Origin of the sequence: Micromonospora inositola (assembly GCF_900090285.1) — a bacterium.
Classification (GTDB): Bacteria; Actinomycetota; Actinomycetes; order Mycobacteriales; family Micromonosporaceae; genus Micromonospora; species Micromonospora inositola.
This window is the reverse complement of the sequence record NZ_LT607754.1, coordinates 5525281-5544919: the sequence shown is the minus strand read 5'-3', so window position 1 is coordinate 5544919 and position 19639 is coordinate 5525281. Positions and strand designations below refer to the sequence as shown.

General features: G+C 74.4%; 19 protein-coding genes. 13 read left to right on the top strand and 6 right to left on the bottom strand.

Features of this window, described 5'->3' with window-relative positions; translation table 11 throughout:
• Positions 1–148 precede the first annotated feature (148 nt).
• The 5 genes from GA0070613_RS26455 to tatC all read left to right on the top strand — a co-directional run bounded on the left by GA0070613_RS26455 (position 149) and on the right by tatC (position 3924).
• Positions 149–1147: a helix-turn-helix transcriptional regulator gene (locus GA0070613_RS26455; RefSeq protein WP_089014750.1), complete on the top strand. Its 999-nt coding sequence runs from the start codon at positions 149–151 to the stop codon at positions 1145–1147.
• Positions 1144–2151, top strand: coding sequence for a helix-turn-helix transcriptional regulator (locus GA0070613_RS26450; protein WP_089014749.1), 1008 nt, complete (start codon positions 1144–1146; stop codon positions 2149–2151). The genes GA0070613_RS26455 and GA0070613_RS26450 overlap by 4 nt, the downstream gene beginning before the upstream one ends.
• Before the next feature lie 10 nt (positions 2152–2161).
• The gene (locus GA0070613_RS26445; RefSeq protein WP_089014748.1) at positions 2162–2410 is read left to right on the top strand and encodes a hypothetical protein; all 249 of its coding nucleotides are present in this window, start codon (positions 2162–2164) and stop codon (positions 2408–2410) included.
• A 215-nt stretch (positions 2411–2625) separates the two neighbouring features.
• The gene (tatA, locus tag GA0070613_RS26440; RefSeq protein ID WP_089014747.1) at positions 2626–2952 is read left to right on the top strand and encodes a Sec-independent protein translocase subunit TatA; all 327 of its coding nucleotides are present in this window, start codon (positions 2626–2628) and stop codon (positions 2950–2952) included.
• 18 nt (positions 2953–2970) lie between these two features.
• Positions 2971–3924 carry a twin-arginine translocase subunit TatC gene (tatC, locus tag GA0070613_RS26435; protein WP_089014746.1) on the top strand — a complete coding sequence of 318 codons (954 nt, stop codon included), beginning with the start codon at positions 2971–2973 and terminating at the stop codon, positions 3922–3924.
• A 70-nt stretch (positions 3925–3994) separates the two neighbouring features.
• Here the strand turns inward: tatC and GA0070613_RS26430 are convergent, their stop codons facing one another.
• The gene (locus GA0070613_RS26430) at positions 3995–4582 is read right to left on the bottom strand and encodes an ATP-dependent endonuclease (RefSeq protein ID WP_231929488.1); all 588 of its coding nucleotides are present in this window, start codon (positions 4580–4582) and stop codon (positions 3995–3997) included.
• A 110-nt stretch (positions 4583–4692) separates the two neighbouring features.
• Here GA0070613_RS26430 and GA0070613_RS26425 point away from each other — a divergent pair, with 110 nt between their 5' ends.
• The gene (locus GA0070613_RS26425) at positions 4693–5088 is read left to right on the top strand and encodes a hypothetical protein (protein ID WP_089014745.1); all 396 of its coding nucleotides are present in this window, start codon (positions 4693–4695) and stop codon (positions 5086–5088) included.
• Positions 5089–5151: 63 nt separating this feature from the next.
• On the opposite strand, the gene GA0070613_RS26420 is transcribed toward GA0070613_RS26425, so the two are convergent.
• Positions 5152–6036: an ABC transporter substrate-binding protein gene (locus GA0070613_RS26420; RefSeq protein ID WP_089014744.1), complete on the bottom strand. Its 885-nt coding sequence runs from the start codon at positions 6034–6036 to the stop codon at positions 5152–5154.
• Between the two features lie 197 nt (positions 6037–6233).
• Between GA0070613_RS26420 and GA0070613_RS26415 the strand changes: the two genes are divergently transcribed.
• The 5 genes from GA0070613_RS26415 to GA0070613_RS26395 all read left to right on the top strand — a co-directional run bounded on the left by GA0070613_RS26415 (position 6234) and on the right by GA0070613_RS26395 (position 11746).
• A complete protein-coding gene (locus tag GA0070613_RS26415; protein ID WP_157746546.1) occupies positions 6234–6611 on the top strand; it encodes an SCP2 sterol-binding domain-containing protein in 378 nt (125 codons plus the stop codon).
• On the top strand, positions 6608–8662 hold the full coding sequence (locus tag GA0070613_RS26410) for an amylo-alpha-1,6-glucosidase (RefSeq protein WP_089014742.1): 2055 nt from the start codon (positions 6608–6610) through the stop codon (positions 8660–8662). The genes GA0070613_RS26415 and GA0070613_RS26410 overlap by 4 nt, the downstream gene beginning before the upstream one ends.
• Before the next feature lie 139 nt (positions 8663–8801).
• Positions 8802–9500, top strand: a complete 699-nt coding sequence (locus GA0070613_RS26405; protein ID WP_089014741.1) for a cupredoxin domain-containing protein — start codon at positions 8802–8804, stop codon at positions 9498–9500.
• Between the two features lie 174 nt (positions 9501–9674).
• Entirely contained in the window at positions 9675–10718 is a 1044-nt protein-coding gene (locus tag GA0070613_RS26400) for a zinc-dependent alcohol dehydrogenase family protein (protein ID WP_089014740.1), read from the top strand.
• Positions 10719–10819: 101 nt separating this feature from the next.
• Positions 10820–11746 carry a diacylglycerol kinase gene (locus GA0070613_RS26395; protein ID WP_089014739.1) on the top strand — a complete coding sequence of 309 codons (927 nt, stop codon included), beginning with the start codon at positions 10820–10822 and terminating at the stop codon, positions 11744–11746.
• Here the strand turns inward: GA0070613_RS26395 and GA0070613_RS26390 are convergent.
• The 3 genes from GA0070613_RS26390 to GA0070613_RS26380 all read right to left on the bottom strand — a co-directional run bounded on the left by GA0070613_RS26390 (position 11709) and on the right by GA0070613_RS26380 (position 14600).
• Positions 11709–12680 (bottom strand): EamA family transporter, encoded by a 972-nt coding sequence (locus tag GA0070613_RS26390; RefSeq protein WP_089014738.1) that lies wholly within the window; start codon positions 12678–12680, stop codon positions 11709–11711. The two genes, GA0070613_RS26395 and GA0070613_RS26390, sit on opposite strands and share 38 nt — an antisense overlap.
• A gap of 81 nt (positions 12681–12761) precedes the next feature.
• Positions 12762–13736: an AraC-like ligand-binding domain-containing protein gene (locus GA0070613_RS26385; RefSeq protein ID WP_089014737.1), complete on the bottom strand. Its 975-nt coding sequence runs from the start codon at positions 13734–13736 to the stop codon at positions 12762–12764.
• A gap of 99 nt (positions 13737–13835) precedes the next feature.
• On the bottom strand, positions 13836–14600 hold the full coding sequence (locus tag GA0070613_RS26380) for an HAD family hydrolase (RefSeq protein ID WP_089016214.1): 765 nt from the start codon (positions 14598–14600) through the stop codon (positions 13836–13838).
• 86 nt (positions 14601–14686) lie between these two features.
• Here GA0070613_RS26380 and GA0070613_RS26375 point away from each other — a divergent pair, with 86 nt between their 5' ends.
• Together GA0070613_RS26375 and GA0070613_RS26370 are read left to right on the top strand one after the other, a co-directional pair.
• Complete coding sequence (locus GA0070613_RS26375) at positions 14687–17488, top strand: DEAD/DEAH box helicase (protein ID WP_089014736.1); 2802 nt, start codon at positions 14687–14689, stop codon at positions 17486–17488.
• 159 nt (positions 17489–17647) lie between these two features.
• Positions 17648–18535 carry an MHYT domain-containing protein gene (locus tag GA0070613_RS26370; RefSeq protein WP_089014735.1) on the top strand — a complete coding sequence of 296 codons (888 nt, stop codon included), beginning with the start codon at positions 17648–17650 and terminating at the stop codon, positions 18533–18535.
• 90 nt (positions 18536–18625) lie between these two features.
• Here GA0070613_RS26370 and GA0070613_RS26365 read toward each other — a convergent pair whose 3' ends face one another.
• Complete coding sequence (locus GA0070613_RS26365; RefSeq protein WP_089014734.1) at positions 18626–19543, bottom strand: 5'-3' exonuclease; 918 nt, start codon at positions 19541–19543, stop codon at positions 18626–18628.
• Positions 19544–19639: the final 96 nt, after the last annotated feature.

Sequence of the window (19639 nt, the reverse complement as noted above, 5' to 3'; positions counted from 1 at the left end):
GCCAACCCTATTGCCGGTTTCGGCCGCCCGCCCGCAGAGTGGAGCCCGGCCCGGAGGGTGTGGCGTGGCTCGCCCCGGCCCCGACCATCCGCGCGCCGCGCCCGCGCGGGTGCGCGCCCACGCCGCGCGGGCTGCTAGCGTTCAGCTCGTGTCGCGGACCCGCACCGAACGCCTGGTCAACCTGGTGATCTGCCTGCTGTCCACGCGACGGTTCCTGACCGCCGCGCAGATCGCCGCGACCGTGCCCGGTTACGAGCACGATCCGGACGACGCCAAGGACCACGAGGCGTTCCAGCGCAAGTTCGAACGGGACAAGGCGGAGCTGCGCGAGCTGGGTGTCCCGCTGGAGACCGGCACGGCGAGCGTCTTCGACGCCGAGCCGGGCTACCGGATCGCCCACCGCGAGTACGCGCTGCCCGACATCCCGCTGGAGCCGGACGAGGCCGCCGCCGTGGGCATCGCGGCCCGGCTGTGGCAGCACGCCGGCCTGGCCGCGGCCGCCTCCTCCGGGCTGGCCAAGCTGCGCGCCGCCGGGGTGGACGTGGACCCGCAGGCCACCCTGGGCATGGAGCCGATGGTCACGGTCGACCCGGCGTTCGCGCCGCTGACCGCCGCCGCCCGGGACCGGCGGGAGGTCAACTTCGACTATCGGGTGCCGGACCGGGACGCGTCGAGCCGCCGTCGGTTGCAGCCGTGGGGCGTGGTCTGCTGGCGCGGTCGGTGGTACGTGGTCGGCCACGACCTGGACCGGGACGCCACCCGCTGCTTCCGCCTCTCCCGGGTGGTCGGCGCGGTCCGGGTGACCGGCCAGCCGGGGGCGTACGAGCCGCCCGCCGGGGTGGACCTGATCAGTCACGTCGCCCGCTGGTCGGGGCCGGTGGAGCGGACCGGGCGGGCCAACGTGCTGGTCGTCCCGGGCCGGGCCGCCGGGTTGCGCCGCTGGGCGGTGGAGAGCACCACCGGGCCGGACGGCGACCGGCTGGTCCTGCCGTACGCCGATCCGGATTCCCTGGCCGGCCAGCTCGTCGGGTACGGCGCGGACGTGCGGGTGCTGGACCCGCCGGAGGTGCGCGAGGCGGTCATCCAGCGGCTGAAGGAGATCGCCGCCCGGCACGACGAGCTGGCGGTGGCCGGGGGTGCCCGGTGACCCGGCCGGCGGCCCGTGCTGGCCGGGCCTCGGCGGACCGGCTGGCCCGGCTGCTCAACCTGGTGCCCTACCTGCTGGCCCGGCCCGGCATCGAGATCGCCGAGGCGGCCGGTGACCTGGGGGTGACCGAGCGGCAGCTGCGGGAGGACCTGGAGCTGCTCTGGGTGTGCGGGCTGCCCGGTTACGGCCCGGGTGACCTGATCGACATGGCGTTCGACGGTGACCGGGTGACCATCACCTACGACGCGGGGATCGACCGGCCGCTGCGGCTCACCCCGGACGAGGCTCTCGCCCTGGTGGTGGCGCTGCGGATGCTCGCGGAGACCCCGGGCGTGGCCAACCGGGAGGCCGTCGAGCGGGCCCTCGCCAAGATCGAGAACGCGGCCGGCGACCTCGTGGGCGCGCCGGTGGAGGTCCGGCTGCCCGGCGAGACCCGGCGGGTGCAGGAGCTGCGCGCGGCGGTGGAGCGCCGCCGGGCGCTGCGGATCACCTACTACACCGCCGCCCGGGACGAGAGCACCGAGCGGATCATCGATCCGTTGCGGATGCTGATGGTGGACGGCCGGGCGTACGTGGAGGCGTGGTGCCGCCGCGCCGAGGCGGTCCGGCTGTTCCGGGCCGACCGGATCGACGCGGTCACCGAGCTGGACGAGCCGGCGGTGGTGCCGCCGCAGGCCCGCCCGCACGACCTGTCCGACGGGGTGTTCCGCCCCTCGCCGGACCTGCCGCTGATCACCCTGCGGATCGGGCGGGGCGAGCGGTGGATCACCGAGTACTACCCGTGCGAGCGGGTGGCCGCCGACGGCGAGCACTGGCTGGTGTCGCTGCGGGTCACCGACCTGGGCTGGGCCCGCCGCTTCGTGCTCGGGCTGGGCCCGGACGTCACGGTGGTCGCCCCGGTGGAACTGGCCGAACAGGTCCGCGCCCAGGCGGTCGCCGCGCTCGACGGATACGCGACGCCGCCGCGGCCCGCCGATCCGGCGGGGGTCACCGTCACCCAGTAGGCTGACCGCCGTGGTGACGTGGAGCGTGCTCGCGGTCGTGCTGTTCGCGCTCGTCGTGCTGGCCCTGGCGGTGCGGCCGGTGCTGGCGCGGCTGCCCCGGCTGCGCCGGGCGGCGGTGGCGCTGCAGGGGCGCCAGGCCGAGGCGGAGGCGCTGCGGTCCGCCGCCGAGGCGCTTCAGGAGCGGGCCGAGGCGTTGCAGGCCCGGGCCGCCACAGCCCAGGAGCGGATGGCGTTGATCAAGGCCAAGCGGGGCAAGTGATCGATCGGTGTCGGTCCCGGGCGCGTTAGCTGCGCGTTCGTGTCGGGTTGCGCGCAGAAACGCGCCCCGCAGACGGTTGACGGGACACTCCGGGTTGGTCGAGACTTCACCGGCCGGGCCCGCACCGACAGGCCCGGTGGGGTGGCAACCGCTCTCGGCGCACGTACGATGGGCTGCGACCGCCCCTCAACGACACAGAGCGACTGGAGCTTCCCATGGGTGCCCTCCGACCGTGGCACATCGCCGTACTCGTGGTCGTGCTGATCCTGCTCTTCGGCGCGAAGCGGCTCCCCGACGCGGCCCGCTCGCTGGGCCGCTCGCTGCGGATCATCAAGGCCGAGACCAAGAGCCTGCAGGATGACGACCGTGACCTGGCCGAGAAGGCGGACGCGCAGGCCGGCTACCAGCCGCTCCCGCCGTACGCCGGTCAGCAGCAGCCGCAGCAGCAGTACGCCCAGCCGCAGCAGCCGCAGTACGCCCCGCAGCCGCAGCAGCCGGTCGCCCCGCCGGTTGACCCGGTGCAGCGCGTCCGCGAGAACTGACGCGAAGGGCCCATCACCGTGGCCTTCGCGCTGAAGAAGCGCGGCCCGAGCACCTTCGAGCGGGCCGCCGACGGCTCGATGACGCTCATGGAGCACGTCCGTGAGCTGCGCAACCGCCTGTTCCGCGCCTCGCTGGCGATCGTGGTCGGCTTCGGCTTCGGCCTCTGGCTCTCCGGTCCGGTGCTGCACCTGCTGCAGAAGCCGTACTGCGACCTGCCGAAGTCGAGGCTCCCCGACGGCACGTGCAACTTCGTCCAACTCGGGCCGGCCGACCTGTTCCTGCTGCAGATGAAGGTGGCCCTCTGGGTCGGGTTGATCGTCGCGGCGCCGATCTGGCTGTACCAGCTCTGGGCGTTCATCGCGCCGGGCCTGCACCGGCACGAGCGGCGGTACGCGTACTTCTTCACCGCCCTGGCGGCGCCGCTGTTCGCCGGCGGCGCGGTGCTGGCCTACTTCGTCACCTCCAAGGGGCTCGAGTTCCTGCTCAACGTCTCCGGCGGCGGCGACATCCACACGACGCTGGATATCACCCGGTACATCTCGTTCGTCACGAACCTGATCCTGCTGTTCGGGGTGGCGTTCGAGTTCCCGCTGATCGTGCTGATGCTCAACTTCGTCGGCCTGGCGAGCGCGAAGCGGCTGTTCGGCTGGTGGCGGGTGGCCATCTTCGTCTTCTTCGCCTTCTCCGCGGTGGTCACGCCGACGCCCGATCCGTTCGGCATGACCGCGTTGGCGATCTGCCTCTCCGCGCTCTACTTCGGCGCGGTCGCGGTGGCGTTCTTCAACGACAAGCGGCGTGGCCGGGGTCGGGAGATCTACGCGGACCTCAGCGACGACGAGGTGTCGCCGCTGGACCTGACGCCCGAGCCGGTCGAGGCGGGGCAGCGGGTCGACTCGGTCGCCCCGATCGGCCGTCCGGAGCCGGTCGCCGCGCCCGCGCCGATCGAGCGCCGCTACGACGACATGACCTGACCGGGTTGCCGGTCACCGACGCGAACGCCGCCCCGGTCGGGGCGGCGTTCGGCGTATGCGGGTGGACCGGTCACAGGTGCGCCAGGAGCCGGTCGAGCGCCGGCGGCACGCGGGCGGGAGGGAGCGCGTCGGAGAGCAGGTCCGCGTACTGCGCCTTCCGTCCGGACCGGGTGCCGATGAACCGGTGGAGCTGGGCTGCGAGTGGGCGCTCCCGCTGGGCGGGTTGGCGTTGGAAGCGGCGGAACGACGGCAGGTCCCCGGCCGCCTCGACGACCTGCTCGACCGCCGCCACACCGAGCGCGCGGATCAGCTCGTCCTCCAGGTCCGCCACGCACACCTGGAAGCCGAGGGCGGCCAGCTGCTCGCGGGACAGCGCCGGGCCGAGTCCGGCCCGCTCCAGGCCACGCCGGACGTACCCCTCCTCGGCGACGTCATAGAGGCCGGCGAGGCTGCGGCCAAGGCCGCGCGGGCCGAACAGGTCGAGGAAGTGCCCGATGTTCGTGATCCCGCCCATCGGCACGACCGCCACCCCGTCCAGGGATCGTCCACCTCGCCGCGCCACCGCCTCCAGCGCGCGACGGTCGCTGCCGCCCTCGACCAGCACCACCGTGCGCGCCTGCAGACCGGCCGCCCGGTGCAGGCTGGTCCGCAGATCCACGCCACACCTCCCGCCGACGCCGATACTCTGCCCGCGCCCGCCCTGACCGGCAACTGGTATCCGGCTCAGGTGCCCCGGAACGACGTGATCAGCCCCGGCATACTGGCCCGGTGATCGACAATGGATCGCCGGGCCGACCGGACCTCTCCTCCGCGCTGCGGTTCCTCAGCGAGCTGATCGCCTGGGTGGCCACGCCGTGGGCGCTCGCGCCGCACTCGGTGCCGCTGGCGGTCGGCTCGGTGATCGTTCTCGTGGGGCTGCCGACCGTCTTCGCCACCCCTGGCGACAAGAACCAGGTCCTGGTGCCCGTGCCCGGGCCGGTCACCATCGCGCTGGTGGGGCTGCAACTGGTCGCCGCGGCGGTGTCGGCCTGGCTGGCGTGGCCTCAGCCGGCCGCCCTGGCGGTTACCGCGTTGGCACTGGCCACCGTGGTCACCGAGCTGCCCCGCTGGCGTCGGCTCGCCCCGGTCGGCCGCGACGGCCGGCCGGCACGCCGACCTGCCTGACGCCATTCTCCGCGGCGACCGGGCGGCGACCCGACCGGGGACCGGGGCCCCGGCAGGCGCGCATCAGGCCACCCGGCGGATGCTTCCCGCCGGCGGGGTCGGGACGGCCTCCGGGTGCAGGATCGCCGCGATCGCCTCGACCCCGTCGACCAGCCGGGGCCCGGCCCGCACGATCAGCCCGTCCGCGTCGACGGCCCAGACCTCCGCGTCCGGGAAGTGCGGGGCCACCGCCGAGGCCTGGTTGGCCGCCCCGTCGAGGTGGAAGCCGCACGGGGCGACCAGCACGACCTCCGGCGCTGCGGCTCGCAGCGCGTCCCAGGTGGTGGACGTCGAGCTGGCGCCGGGGTGGCTGGCCACCGGTTCGCCGCCGGCGGCCCGGACCTGGTCTGGGATCCAGTGACCGGCGCCGAACGGCGGGTCCACCCACTCCACGACCGCGACCCGGCGCCGCGGCCGGTCGGCCACCGCCGCGGTGACCCCCGCAAGTCGCGCCCGGAGGCCGTCCACCAGGGCCTCGGCCCGATCTGGTACGCGGGCCGCCGCCCCCACCGCCAGGATGGAGCCGAACACCTCCTCCAGGGTGTACGGGTCCAGCGACAGCACGTCGGCCTGGCAGCCGAGGTGGTCGACGGCGTCGGCCACCCGCCCGGCGGGCAGGGCGCAGACCCGGCACAGGTCCTGGGTGAGGATCAGGTCGGGGTCCAGCCCGGCCAGCGCGCCCGCGTGCAGGGTGTAGAGGTCGGCGCCCGCGGCGAGCTGCCCCTTGACGTACGCGTCGATCTCGCCGGGGCTCATGCCCCGGGTGTCCCGGCCGCCCACGACGACGGTCCTGCCGGCCCGGTCGGCCGCCGGCAGCTCGCACTCGAAGGTCACCCCTACCAGGTCCTCCGCGAGGCCCAGGGCGTAGACGATCTCGGTGGCGGACGGCAGCAGGGAGACCAGACGCATCCCGCCATCCTGCCTGCCCCGGGCAGGGGTCCCGCAGCGCCCCCGCGGGTTGCCAGATCCGGGCTTTCGCGCCCGGTGCCGGCGATACGCTGAGCCGGGCCGGGAGCAGGCACGCGTCGGTCGTCGCCGCCGAACGGGTCGCCACGGTCCACCTCGGGGCCGCCCGCCCCGACGGCGATCTTGCGGGAGGCGGTGCGGTGTCGGATCCCATCGGAGCGTTCTTCGACCGACTCGCCGGCGGCGGGTACGAGCGTCTGCTGCGCAAGACCCGCGGTACCGTCCGGTTCGAGCTGACCGGAGACGACGGGGTCGACCTCTGGCACCTGACCATCGCCGACGGGCGGGTCGCGGTGTCCCGGGAGCCGCTTGACGCGGACGCGCTGATCTGCACCGACCGGGCCTCCTTCGCGCGGATGACCCGGGGCGAGGCAAAGCCGCTGGCGGCTTGGCTGCGCAATGACCTCACCATCGATGGGCAGTTCGGCTTCGTCGTCCTGCTGGAGCGGCTCGTCGCCGCGCCGCCGGGGGCCCGGCACCCGCGCGCCATGGCTGGCGACCGGCAGGAGTCGGCGTGAACCCGAATGTGGCCCGGGTGCTGGACGGCAACATCTTCGTGCTCAGCGGAGACAACGGCGACATCGAGGCGAACGTCGCCAACGTGTGCGGCTTCTTCGACTTCGACACCCGCTTCCTGTCGCTGTGGCGCCTCCGGCTGAACGGCGAACGGCTGAACCCGCTCTCCATCGCCGAACGGGACTACTTCGCACTGCGCTTCTTCCTGGTGCCGGGCGAGCCCACCCATTACGTGGACGCGAAGGCCTCGGTGATCCGGGAGCGGTCCATCACCGGCGGCATCTTCGAGGAGCGGCTGACCGTGCTCAATCACGACCGGGAGCCGGTGGAGTTCAACGTACGGCTGGAGGCGGCGAGCGACTTCGCCCCGATCCAAGCGGTCAGCGAGGAGCGTGAGCCGGTGGGACGGCTCTATCGGCGCGTCGAGGAGGGCTGTCTGCGGCTCGGCTACCGCCGGGAGAAGTTCCACCGGGAGACGGTGATCTCGGCCGACGAGCCGGCGGCCGTCGACGAGAACGGGCTGACGTACACCGTGTGGGTGGACGCGAACGGGGAGTGGACGACGACCCTTCGGGTCCGGGCGCTGGTGCTGCGGCCGGACGGCCGGGACGTTCGGGAGCAGCTGGACCGGCCCCCCCGGCGGACCACCGCGGAGCAGCAGGACGACCTGGCGGGCTGGCTGGCCCGGGCGCCGCAGCTGAGCTGCGACTGGGACGCCGTGACCACCACCTACCGCCGGAGCCTGGTCGACCTGGCCGCGCTGCGGTACTCCCCGCTGACCCTCCCGGACCAGGCGATGCCCGCCGCCGGCCTGCCCTGGGTCGCCACCATCACCGGGCGGGACAGTATCCTGACCAGCTTCCAGGCGCTGCCGGTCGCCCCGGAGTTGGCGGTGGCCACCCTGCGGATGCTCGGCATCGACCAGGGCTCGGTGCTCGACGACTTCCGCGACGAGGAGCCGGGCAAGATCCTGCGCGAGTTCCGCTACGGCGAGCAGGCGGCCTTCGAGGAGCGACCCGAGTCGCCGTACTACGGCAGCGCCGACGCCACCCCGCTCTACGTGGTGCTGCTCGACGAGTACGAGCGGTGGACCGGCGACGCCGCCCTGGTGCGGGACCTCGAGGACGAGGCCCGGGCGGCGCTGAACTGGATTGACGAGTACGGCGACCTCCTCGGCGACGGCTACGTCCGCTACCAGCGGCGCAACGCGCGGACCGGGCTGGAGAACCAGGGCTGGAAGGACTCGCCGGAGGCGATCTGCTACGCCGACGGCCAGCTGCCGCAACCGCCCCGGGCCACCTGCGAGCTGCAGGGGTACGCGTACGACGCGAAGCTGCGCGGGGCCCGGCTGGCCCGCGAGTTCTGGGGCGATCCGGCGTACGCGGACCGGCTGGAGCGGGAGGCGGCGGCGCTGCGGGAGCGCTTCGAGCGGGACTTCTGGATCGCCGACCGGGGTTACTACGCGCTCGCGCTGGACGCCGACGGCCGGCAGGTCGACGCGCTCGCCTCCAACATGGGGCATCTGTTGTGGAGCGGCATCGTCGAGGAGTCCCGGGCCGCGCAGGTCGCCACGCACCTGCTCGGCCCGCGGCTCTTCTCCGGCTGGGGGGTGCGGACGCTGGCCGAGGAGCAGGCGCGGTACAACCCGCTGGGCTACCACGTCGGCGCGATCTGGCCGTTCGACAACGCACTGATCGCCTGGGGGCTGCGCCGGTACGGCTTCGCGGAGGAGGCGGGACGGATCGCCGAGGGGATCATCGACGCGGCGGGCCACTTCCAGGGCCGGCTGCCCGAGGCGTTCGCCGGCTATCCCCGCGAGCTGACCCGCTACCCGGTGCGCTACCCGACGGCGAACAGCCCGTACGCGCTGGCCACCGGCGCCACGTTCCTGCTGGTGCGGGCCCTGCTCGGGCTCGAGCCGGCCGGGAAGCACCTGTTGATGGCGCCGCGGGTGCCGGCCCGGTTCGGCCGGGTGGAGTTGCTGGACATCCCCGGGCGGTGGGGCCGGATCGACGTGATCGGCAGCGGGCTGGCTCACGTGGACGCCGGCTGACCGGGGACGGGTTTGACGGTGTGTGCGGAACTGCTCTAGCTTGCACCAGCAAGGTTAGACTTACCTAACTTGCCGGTCGTCCGGTCTGCCGGATCCGTCCATCATGACCAGCCCCGCTGGGATGCCCTCCGGAGAGTCGATGAACAGCCGTACCGTCGCCGTCGCCGTCGCCGCGCTCTGCGCCACCGCCAGCCTCACCGCCTGCGGCGAGGATTCCCCCACGAAGGCCGGCGGGGTGGCGATCACCGCCACCGACAGCGGCTGCGAAGTCGCCACCACCAGCTTCGCGCCCGGCGAGGTCACCTTCACCGTCACCAACAAGGGCAAGCAGACCACCGAGGTGTACGTCTACGGTCAGCAGGGCGCCGGGTTCACCAAGGTCGTCGCCGAGGTGGAGAACATCGCTCCGGGTCTGACCCGGGACCTGAAGGCGACCCTGGGCGGCGGCGCGTACGAGATCGCCTGCAAGCCGGGTCAGAGCGGCGCCGGCATCCGTACCGCGATCACCGTCTCCGGCGGATCGGCCGCCGCCACCGCCGAGGCGGAGGCCGCGTACGACCGGGAGATCGAGCTGGAGGTCACCGCGACCGGCGTCGCCGGCGCCGACGGGCTGACTGCCAAGGTCGGTGAGAAAATCGAGTTCAAGCTGGAGAACAAGGCTGCCGCGGCCCGCGCCCTGGAGATCCTGGACCCGTCCGGGAAGGTGGTCGCAGAGATCGAGGCGGACGCCAACGGTGCCGCCGAGACGATCGTGCCGCTCACCGGCGCGGGCGCCTGGACGCTGAAGGTCGAGGGGCAGGGCATGGCCGAGGTGGAGAAGCCGCTCACCGTCGGCTGACCCGCCGCACCCGGTCCGGCCGACTCCGCGGCGGCCGGTCGGGTGCCCGCCGGCGGTGAGCCCGGCCACCCTCGGGGCACGGCGGGTGGCGGTCGTTGCCGGCCCGGTCTAGCGTTCGCCGGGCGCTCCGCCCGCGCCCGACAGCCACCACGCCCACCCGGAGGACATCCCCTCATGCGCGCCACCGTGATCCACGGCCCGAACGACATCCGGGTCGAGGAGGTGCCGGACGCCGCCGTCCGCACCCCCAGCGACGCCGTCGTACGCGTCGTGCTCGCCTGCATCTGCGGCAGCGACCTGTGGGCGTACCGGGGGGTGGCCAAGCGTCAGCCCGGGCAGCGGATCGGCCACGAGTTCCTCGGCGTGGTCGAGGCCGTCGGCGCCGAGGTGACCTCGGTCCGGGCGGGTGATCTGGTGGTGTCGCCGTTCGTCTGGTCCGACGGGGTCTGCGACTTCTGCCGGGAGGGCTTGCAGACCTCCTGTCCGCACGGCGGCTTCTGGGGCGAGCCCGGCTCCGACGGCGGTCAGGGGGAGGCCGTCCGCGTCCCGTACGCCGACGGCACCCTGGTCAAGCTCCCCGCCGAGGCGGCCGGCGACGAGCGACTGCTCACCGCGATGCTGGCCCTGTCCGACGTGATGTCCACCGGCCACCACGCCGCCCTGGCCGCCCGGGTCCGCCCCGGCGCCACCGTCGCCGTGGTCGGCGACGGCGCGGTCGGCCTGTGCGGGGTGCTCGCCGCAAGGCGGCTCGGCGCCGAGCAGATCATCGCGCTGGGCCGGCACACCGCCCGCACCGACATCGCCCGTTCCTTCGGCGCCACCGACGTGGTCGCCGAGCGGGGCGACGCCGCGATCGCCGCGGTCAAGGAGCTGACCAAGGGGCAGGGCGCGCACGCCGTGCTGGAGGCCGTCGGCACCGAGGAGTCGATGCGCACCGCGATCTCCATCGCCCGCGACGGCGGCGCGGTTGGTTATGTCGGGGTGCCGCACGGCGGCAGCGCCGGCGTGGACATCGGCCAGCTGTTCGGCCGCAACGTCGCGCTCGGCGGCGGCGTCGCGCCGGCCCGGGCGTACCTCCCGGAGCTGCTCGCCGACGTGCTGGACGGCGCCATCGACCCGTCGCCGGTCTTCGACCGGTCGGTGACCCTCGACCAGGTCCCGGACGGCTACCGGGCGATGGACGAGCGCACCGCGCTCAAGGTCCGCATCACCTTCTGACCGCGAAAGCACGCGCCGCCGCTCCGCGTCGGGACGCCGGGACCCGCCGGGCGGCCCTAGGAGCGTCTTCCCCTGGTGGACGGCGCGGGTCGTACCGTACGGTGCTCGCCGTGACCGCGCACCATCATGTTCCGCCCGGCCCCGTCGCCGTGCTCGCCAACCCCACCGCCGGCCGGGGCCGGCACCGTGGCCTGCTGCCCCGGCTGCTGGAGCGGCTGGACGCCGGCGGCCGGCCGCTGCGGCTGTTGACGGCGGGTACCCCGGCGGAGGCGGAGGCGGCGTGCCACGCCGCGGTCGCGGACGGCGCCGGCGCGTTGGTCGCGGTGGGTGGCGACGGCACGGTGCATCGGGCGTTGCAGGCGGTCGCCGGTACGGCCGTCCCGTTCGGTCCCGTCCCCGCCGGTACCGGCAACGACTTCGCGGCCGACACCGGCTTCCCGGCCGACCCGCTCGCCGCGGTCGACGTGATCGCCGCCGCGCTGCGCGACGGCCGGACCCGCCCGGTCGACCTGGCCCGAATGAGCGCCCCGGACGGCGGGCACCGCTGGTACGGGGCGGTGCTGGCCGCCGGCTTCGACGCGATCGTCAACGAGCGGGCCAACCGGATGCGCTGGCCGCGTGGCCCGCGCCGCTACGACCTGGCGATCCTGGTGGAGCTGGCCCGGCTGCGCCCGCGCCGGTACACCCTGCGCCTCGACGGCGAGGAGCTGAACCTCGACGCCGTGCTGGTGGCGGTGGGCAACTGCGCCAGCTACGGCGGGGGCATGCGGATCTGCCCGGACGCCGACCCGACCGACGGGCTGCTGGACGTGGTGGTCGGCGGGCGGTTCGACCGGCGCACCCTGATGCGGGTGAAGCCGCGCATCTACCAGGGCACGCACGTCGACCACCCGCTGGTGCGCAGCTACCGGGCGCGGACCGTGGAACTGGCCGCCGAGGGCATCACCACGTACGCCGACGGGGAGCGGGCCCTTGACCTGCCGGTGCGGATCAGCGCAGTGCCGCAGGCGGTGCGGCTGCTGCGCTGAGCCGCCCGTCGGGCGCCGCGCCGGCCTGTTCGGCGTCGGGCACGCCGACCGGCTCGGGCGCCGGGGCGCCGGCCCGGACCGCGCCGATGCTGGCGGCGATCACCAGGCCGATCGCGAGGACCTCCGTCACACGCAGCTCCTGGTCCAGGACCAGCCAGCCGGCGAGCGCGGCGATGGCCGGGCCGAGGCTCATCAGCACGGCGAAGGTCGCGGTGGGCAGCCGGCGCAGCGCCAGCAGTTCCAGGGTGTACGGCAGCACCGAAGCCAGCACGGCGAGCCCGGCGCCGAGCCCGAGCACGACCGGATGACCCAGCCGGGTGCCGGCCCCGACCAGCCCGATCGGCAGCGTGACCAGGGCGGCCACCGCGAGCGCCAGGGCCAGCCCGTCGGCCCGCGGGAACCGGCCGCCGACCCGGGCCGAGCAGACGATGTACGCGGCCCACATCGTCCCCGCGCCCAGGGCGAGCGCGGCGCCGACCGGGTTGAGCCGGTCGAAGCCGCCCTGGCCGAGCAGGGCCACCCCGGCCAGGGCCAGCCCGGCCCAGCACCAGGCGGCCCGCCGGCGGGCGGTGCAAACCGACAGCGCGAGTGGTCCGAGCACCTCCAGGGTGACCGCCGGACCGAGCGGGATCCGGTCGATGGCCTGATAGAAGATCGAGTTCATGCCGGCCAGGGCCAGCCCGAAGGCCACCACCGACGCCCAGTCGGCGCGGTCGTGGCCGCGCAGCCGCGGCCGGCACACCGCGAGCATCAGCAGCGCGCCGATGGTCAGCCGCAGGGTCACCGCCCCGGCCACCCCGGTACGCGGGAAGAGCAGGGCGGCGACCGCCGACCCGAACTGCACCGACAGCGCCCCGCCGAGCACCAGCCCGACCGCCCCGAGCTGACCGCCGCGCGGGGTGTGGTTCGTCGACGGGTGCGGCCTGGTCGTCATGCCGGTGACGCTAGACGGGCAACGGGGAACCGGCCTCGCCGGGCCGGCTGCTCCGCGGGCGGGTCACGTCGCGCCCGCCGCTCAGTCTGGCCCCACGGTCGTCGGCCCCGCACCGGCCCGGTAGTCCCGCGCCGGGATTCCGTACGCGGCGCGGAAGGCGCGGCTGAAGTGGGCGGGGTCCGGGAACCCCCATCGCGCCGCGATGACGTGGATGGGCTGGTCCCGCAACAGCGGGTCGCGCAGGTCGCGCCGGCAGCGTTCCAGGCGACGCCGGCGGATGAGCCCGGCGACCGTCTCCTCCTCGCGGGCGAAGAGCCGGTGCAGGGTGCGCAGCGAGACGTGGTGGGCCCGGGCCACGGCGCCGGGGTCGAGGTCCGGGCGGGCGAGGTGCCGCTCGATGAACTCGACGACCTGCAGTCTGGTGACCTGGTCACGCGTCTCCGGCGACAGGGACTCCTCGGTGTCCGCGTGCCGCGCCAGGGTCGCGCACACCAGGTCGAGAGCCACGCCGCCGAGCCGCGGCGCCTCGGTCGGCTCGTACTGCTCGGGGTGCGCCACCACCTGCCGGAGGAACTGCGCCAGCAGGCCGCCCGTCCCCCGCTCGGCGGGCATGGCCGCCGCGAGCAGCGGGTTCACCCGGCCGGGGGACAGCGGCAGCCGGGCGTGCGGGATGTGCACGCAGATCGTCGAGGTGTACGTCTCCTCGTCCATCCGGTGCTCCGCCTCGTACGGCCGGGAGCTGTCGAAGAAGGTGAACCCGGTCCGGTCGATGGTCGACTCGTTGCGGGCCTGGCTGATGGCGCTGAACCCGGCGATGGGCAGGGCCAGCTGGAACGTCTCCGCGTCGGCCTGCCGGATCTGCCGGGCGGTCCGCCGGGTGCGCAGGGTCGGGTAGCGGAACGAGGTCAGGTGCACGCCGTCCAGGTCGATCAGTTGCGCGAAGGCGTCGAACGGGACCGACCGGTCGGTCCAGATGCTGGCCGGCGTGGCGCCGACGACGAAGTCCGCCCAGCGGTCGAAACGATCGGCCTCCGGCACCAGCTGGGTGTCGAGCACCTGACGTGGCAGGATCGCTTCCTCCCGAGGGCAGTTGACGATCGAGGCGCCATCGTACGGCAGCTAGCGCGCGCCCACGGGGCATAGGTTGCCGAATTGTCAGGACCCCAACGCCAGGTCGAGCACCGCGCCGAGCCCGGTGGCCCGGCCGGCGTCGGCGGCCGGCAGCACCAGCACCGCGCAGCCCGCGGCCACCGCGCCCGCGTCGGCCGGCGTGTCGCCGACCATCAACGCGCGCTCCGGGTCGACGCCGAGCATCCCGCAGGCCCGCAGGAAGATCCCCGGGTCGGGCTTGCAGCGCCCCACCTCGTAGGAGAGCGCGTACGCGTCGACCAGGCCGTCGAGGCCCCAGGCGGCGAAGAGCGGCCGGATGTCGAAGCCGATGTTGCTGACCACGCCCACCTTCACCCCGGCGCGCCGCAGCTCCTTGAGGACCGCCTCGGTGTCCGGGCACGGCACCCAGCCCTCCGGGACCCGCACCCGCTCGTAGAGCGCCTCGGCGAACCCGTCGATGCCCGCGTCCACCGTCTCCGCCAGCCCGGTGTACGCGCCCCGGTGGGCGTGCTCGTACAGATCCCGATCGGCCCAGAGCTCGGCCAGCCGGGGCGGAACCCGCGCCGGCGGCGGCCCGCCGGCCCGCCCGGCGGTGAGCAGCCGGTCGGCAAGCGAGGTGGCCTTTACCCGGTCCAGCTCCACCCCGCATGCCGCGGCGGCCGCCAGCACCCACTCGCGCGGCTCCTCCACCTGGGCGAGGGTGCCGTGGAAGTCGAAGAGCACCGCCTCCACGGGCCGGCGGGACGTGCTCGGGCGGACGGTGTCGTCGGCGCCGCTCGAGGCATGGGGCGGTTCGGCATGGTCCGGCACGTCGTGCACCCTACCGACCCCCTCCGACCGTCCTGCCGGACGGCCTTGTCAGGTGGGGGTCGGTCCTACCGATTAATCTTGGAGGCATGTCGAGCCCCGCTGAGCGGTACGCCGCGGCGCGCCGCCGGGCCGCGCAGGCCTCCGCCTTCCCGGCCCTGGACGAGTTCGCCCGAGACCTCGGGTTCGACCTCGACGACTTCCAGCGGGAGGCGTGCCAGTCCCTGGAGCGGGGCAGCGGCGTGCTGGTGTGCGCTCCCACCGGCGCGGGCAAGACGGTGGTCGGCGAGTTCGCCGTACACCTGGCCCTGCGCGGCACGCCCGGGCAGCCGGCGGCGGCCGACGCGGCCGAGGGGCCGACCACCCGGCGCAAGTGCTTCTACACCACGCCGATCAAGGCGCTGTCCAACCAGAAGTACCACGACCTGGTGGACCGCTACGGCGCCGAGCAGGTCGGCCTGCTCACCGGCGACAACGCGATCAACGGCGACGCCCCGGTGGTGGTGATGACCACCGAGGTGCTGCGCAACATGCTCTACGCCGGCTCGGCCACCCTCGAGGGCCTGGCGTACGTGGTGATGGACGAGGTGCACTACCTCGCCGACCGGTTCCGGGGCGGGGTGTGGGAAGAGGTGATCATCCACCTGCCCGCCTCGGTCACCCTGGTCTCCCTGTCCGCGACGGTCTCCAACGCCGAGGAGTTCGCCGACTGGCTGGTCACCGTGCGCGGCGAGACCGCGGTGGTGGTCAGTGAGCACCGGCCGGTGCCGCTCTGGCAGCACATGCTGGTCGGCAAGCGGATGTTCGACCTGTTCCACGACGCCGACGCCGCCCGCAAGCACGACGTGCATCCGGAGCTGCTGCGCTACACCCGCGACACCGTGCGCCGCCTGGAGCTGGGCGAGGGGCGCAGCGCCGGTCCCGGCGCCGGCCGCCGTGGCCCCCGGTGGCGCGGCCCGATGCGCCCCGACATCGTCGACCGGCTCGACCGGGAGGGCCTGCTCCCGGCGATCCTGTTCATCTTCAGCCGGGCCGGTTGCGCCGCGGCCGTGCAGCAGTGCCTCGCCGCCGGGCTCCGGCTGACCTCGCCGGATGAGCGCGCCGAGATCCGCCGCGTGGTCGAGTCCCGGGTCACCGCCATCCCCGGCGAGGACCTGTCGGTGCTCGGCTACTGGGAGTGGCTCGACGGGCTGGAGCGCGGCCTGGCCGCCCACCACGCCGGCATGCTGCCGGTGTTCAAGGAGGTCGTCGAGGAGCTCTTCGTCCGCGGCCTGGTCAAGGCGGTCTTCGCCACCGAGACCCTGGCGCTGGGCATCAACATGCCCGCCCGGTGCGTCGTCCTCGAACGCCTCGTCAAGTTCAACGGCGAGGCGCACGTCGACCTCACCCCGGGGGAGTACACGCAGCTCACCGGGCGGGCCGGCCGGCGCGGGATCGACGTCGAGGGGCACGCCGTGGTGGTCTGGTCGCCGGAGACCGACCCCCGGCACGTCGCCGGGCTCGCCTCCACCCGCACCTACCCGTTGCGGTCCAGCTTCCGGCCGTCGTACAACATGGCGGTCAACCTGGTCGGCACCGTCGGCGCCGAGCCGGCCCGGGCGCTGCTGGAGTCGTCCTTCGCGCAGTTCCAGGCGGACCGCTCGGTGGTCGGCCTGGCCCGGCAGGTGCAGCGCAACACCGAGACCATCGAGGCGTACGGCGTCGAGGCGGCCTGCCACCACGGCGACTTCGACGAGTACTTCGCGCTGCGGGTGGCCATCGCCGACCGGGAACGGGCCATCGCCCGGCAGGGCCAGACCCAGCGCAAGGCGGCGGCCGTCGCGTCGCTGGAGCGGCTGCGGGTCGGTGACGTGATCCGGGTGCCGTCCGGGCGGCGGGCCGGACTGGCCGTCGTCCTCGACCCCGCCACCGGCGGCTTCGGCGAGCCGCGCCCGCTGGTGCTCACCCAGGACCGCTGGGCCGGCCGGGTCAGCCCCGGCGACTTCACCACCCCGGCCGAGGTGCTCGCCCGGATCCGGGTGCCGAAGCACTTCAACCACCGGTCCCCGGCCGCCCGGCGGGACCTGGCCGCCGAGGTCAGCGGCACCGGCCTGGACCGGCACGGCGGTCGCCGTGGCGGCCGGTCCCGGGAGGCCGCCGGCGAGGACCACCGGCTCAGCCAGCTCCGCACCGAGCTGCGTCGGCACCCCTGCCACGCCTGCCCGGAGCGGGAGGAGCACGCCCGCTGGGCCGAGCGGCGCCGCCGCCTCGAACGCGACACCGAGGAGCTGCGGCAGCGGGTCTCCGGCCGGACCGGCTCGCTGGCGCGGACCTTCGACCGGATCGTCGCGCTGCTCACCGCCCGCGGCTACCTTTCCGCCGACGGCGGGGTCACCGACGCGGGCCGGATGCTGGGCCGGATCTGGACCGAGGCCGACCTGCTGGTCGCCGAGTGCCTGCGCCGGGGCGTCTGGGACGGGCTCTCCCCGGCCGAACTCGCCGCCGCCGTCTCCGTGGTGGTCTTCGAGGCCCGCCGCGAGGTCGACGAGCGGGCCGGGCTGCCGCGTGGCCCGGTCGCCGACGCGGTCGACGAGACGCTCAAGCTGTGGAGCGACATCGAGGCGGACGAGGCCGGCCGGGGCCTCGCCGTCACCCGCGAGCCCGACCTGGGCTTCGCCTGGCCGATCTACCGCTGGGCCCGCGGTGAGGCGCTCGCCAAGGTGCTCGCCAGCGGCCACGAGATCGACGGCGAGATGCCCGCGGGCGACTTCGTGCGCTGGGCCCGGCAGGTCGTCGACCTGCTCGGCCAGCTTGCCGACTCCGGCGGTGCGTCGGCGGAGCTGCGCTCCACCGCCCGGCAGGCCATCGCGGCCGTCAACCGGGGCGTGTTGGCCTACCACACCTCCGCCTGATCTTCCGGCCACCGCTGGCCGGATATCGACGCATCGCAGCGTCACCGCGACGGGTGTCCCGGATTCGACCGGGGGTACGATTGCGCCTGCTCATCCACCTCCCCGATCATGGCTTGGGCGCCTTGCTGCGCGACGGTAATCAACGGGGGGACGACTGCGATGGCGCAGATCCATCACGTCGAGTACGGGTGGATCACGCCCGCGCTCAGTTACGCCCTGTCCGTGCTGGGCTCGGCCCTCGGGCTGGTCTGCGCCCGGCGGATCCGCACCGCGCGCAGCGCCGGCCAGCGGGCCTGGTGGGGGCTGCTCGCCGCCTTGGCCATCGGCGGCACGGCAATCTGGGCCATGCACTTCATGGCGATGCTCGGCTTCGGCGTCGAAGGGACGAGGATCCGCTACGACGTACCGATCACCGCGGCCAGCACCGTGATCGCCGTCGTGGCGGTCGGCATCGGGCTGGCCATCATCGGCACCGGCCGCCTCAACGCGCTGCGGCTCCTCGCGGGCGGCCTCTTCACGGGCCTCGGCGTGGCCGCGATGCACTACACCGGCATGGCGGCGATGCGGCTGGACGGCACCTTCAGCTACGACCGCATCCGGGTCGCCCTGTCGGTGCTCATCGCGGTGGTGGCTGCCACGGTGGCGCTCTGGCTGTCGATGACCGTCCGGCGCGGACTGGCCATCGCCGCCTCGGCGCTGGTCATGGGCATCGCCGTCAACGGGATGCACTTCACCGGGATGAGCGCGCTCTCGGTGCACCTGCACGAACGTCGGGGCGACCTGGCCGGCGCCGAGGTCAGCGGCCTGCTGGTGCCGATCGTGCTCGCGGTGATCTTCGTGGTGGTCGGGCTGGTCTACGCGCTGCTGGCCGCGCCCACCGATGACGACCGGGCGGGGTCGGCGTACCTGGACGCGCGGCGGGACGGGGTGCAGCCGGCCGCCGCGACGCCCGGGCCGGGGCCGGAGCCGGTAGGGCTGCGCGCCCGCTCCACCCTGGGCCAGCCGGGCACGCCCTTCCCGTCCCGCCGGGACACCTTGCGCCGCTGACGCGGCCCGGCCCGGGGGCCGCGGTCGGCCGACTGCGGCCCTGGGCCGTCTGATCATCCCGCTCGTCTGATCACCCGCCCCGTCTGATCACTATCGGGCGGCGAGCGCGTCCACGAGCCGCCGGCACGAGCCGGCGAGGTTCCACCGCTGCGCGAGCTCCAGCAGCCCGTCCGGGTCCGCGGGCGCCGTCGGCAGCGCGGTGGGCAGCTCCGGCAGCGGTACGTCCCGCGCCACCTCCACGACCTTCGGCGCGACCGCCAGGTAGTCCCGGGCCGCCGCCAGCTTGCTCCGCAGCCCCGGCGCGAAACCGGCGTCCCCGTCGTCCAACGCGCCGAGGATGCCCGGCAGGCCGCCGTACCGCTCGATCAGCCGGGCGGCCGTCTTCTCGCCCACGCCGGGCACCCCGGGCAGCCCGTCGCTCGGGTCACCCCGCAGCGCCGCGAAGTCCGCGTACCGGTCGGCGGGGACCCCGTACCGGGCGCGGACCGCCGCGTCGTCGCAGTCGTCCAGCTTGGCCACCCCGCGCCCGACGTAGAGCAGCCGGACCTGGCGGGCGTCGTCCACGAGCTGGAACAGGTCCCGGTCGCCGGAGACCACCTCCACCGGGCCGGGCTGGGTCACCGAGAGGGTGCCGAGCACGTCGTCGGCCTCGTAGCCGGTGGCGCCGATGTACGGAATGCCGAACGCGGCCAGCACCTCCAGGATCATCGGCACCTGCGGGGAGAGCGTGTCCGGCACCACTTCGCCGCCCTCCGGCGCCAGCCGGTGCGCCTTGTACGACGGCAGCAGCTCCACCCGCCACGCCGGCCGCCAGTCGTAGTCCAGCGCGCAGACCATCCGGTCCGGGCGGCGGGTGCGGACGAGCTGGGCGAGCATGTCGAGGAAGCCGCGCACGGCGTTGACCGGCTGGCCGTCCTCGGTCTTCGCGGCCGACTCCGGGATGCCGAAGTAGGCCCGGAAGTAGAGGCTGGGGGAGTCGATCAGCAGGATCGGGGGTCGCTGTGCCACCCGGACAGCCTGGCACAGCCGTACGACGAGGTGGGGGAGGGCCAGATCGTCCGGGGCGTCCGCGGTTGGCCGACGGGCGAGTCAGGGGCGTGTCCG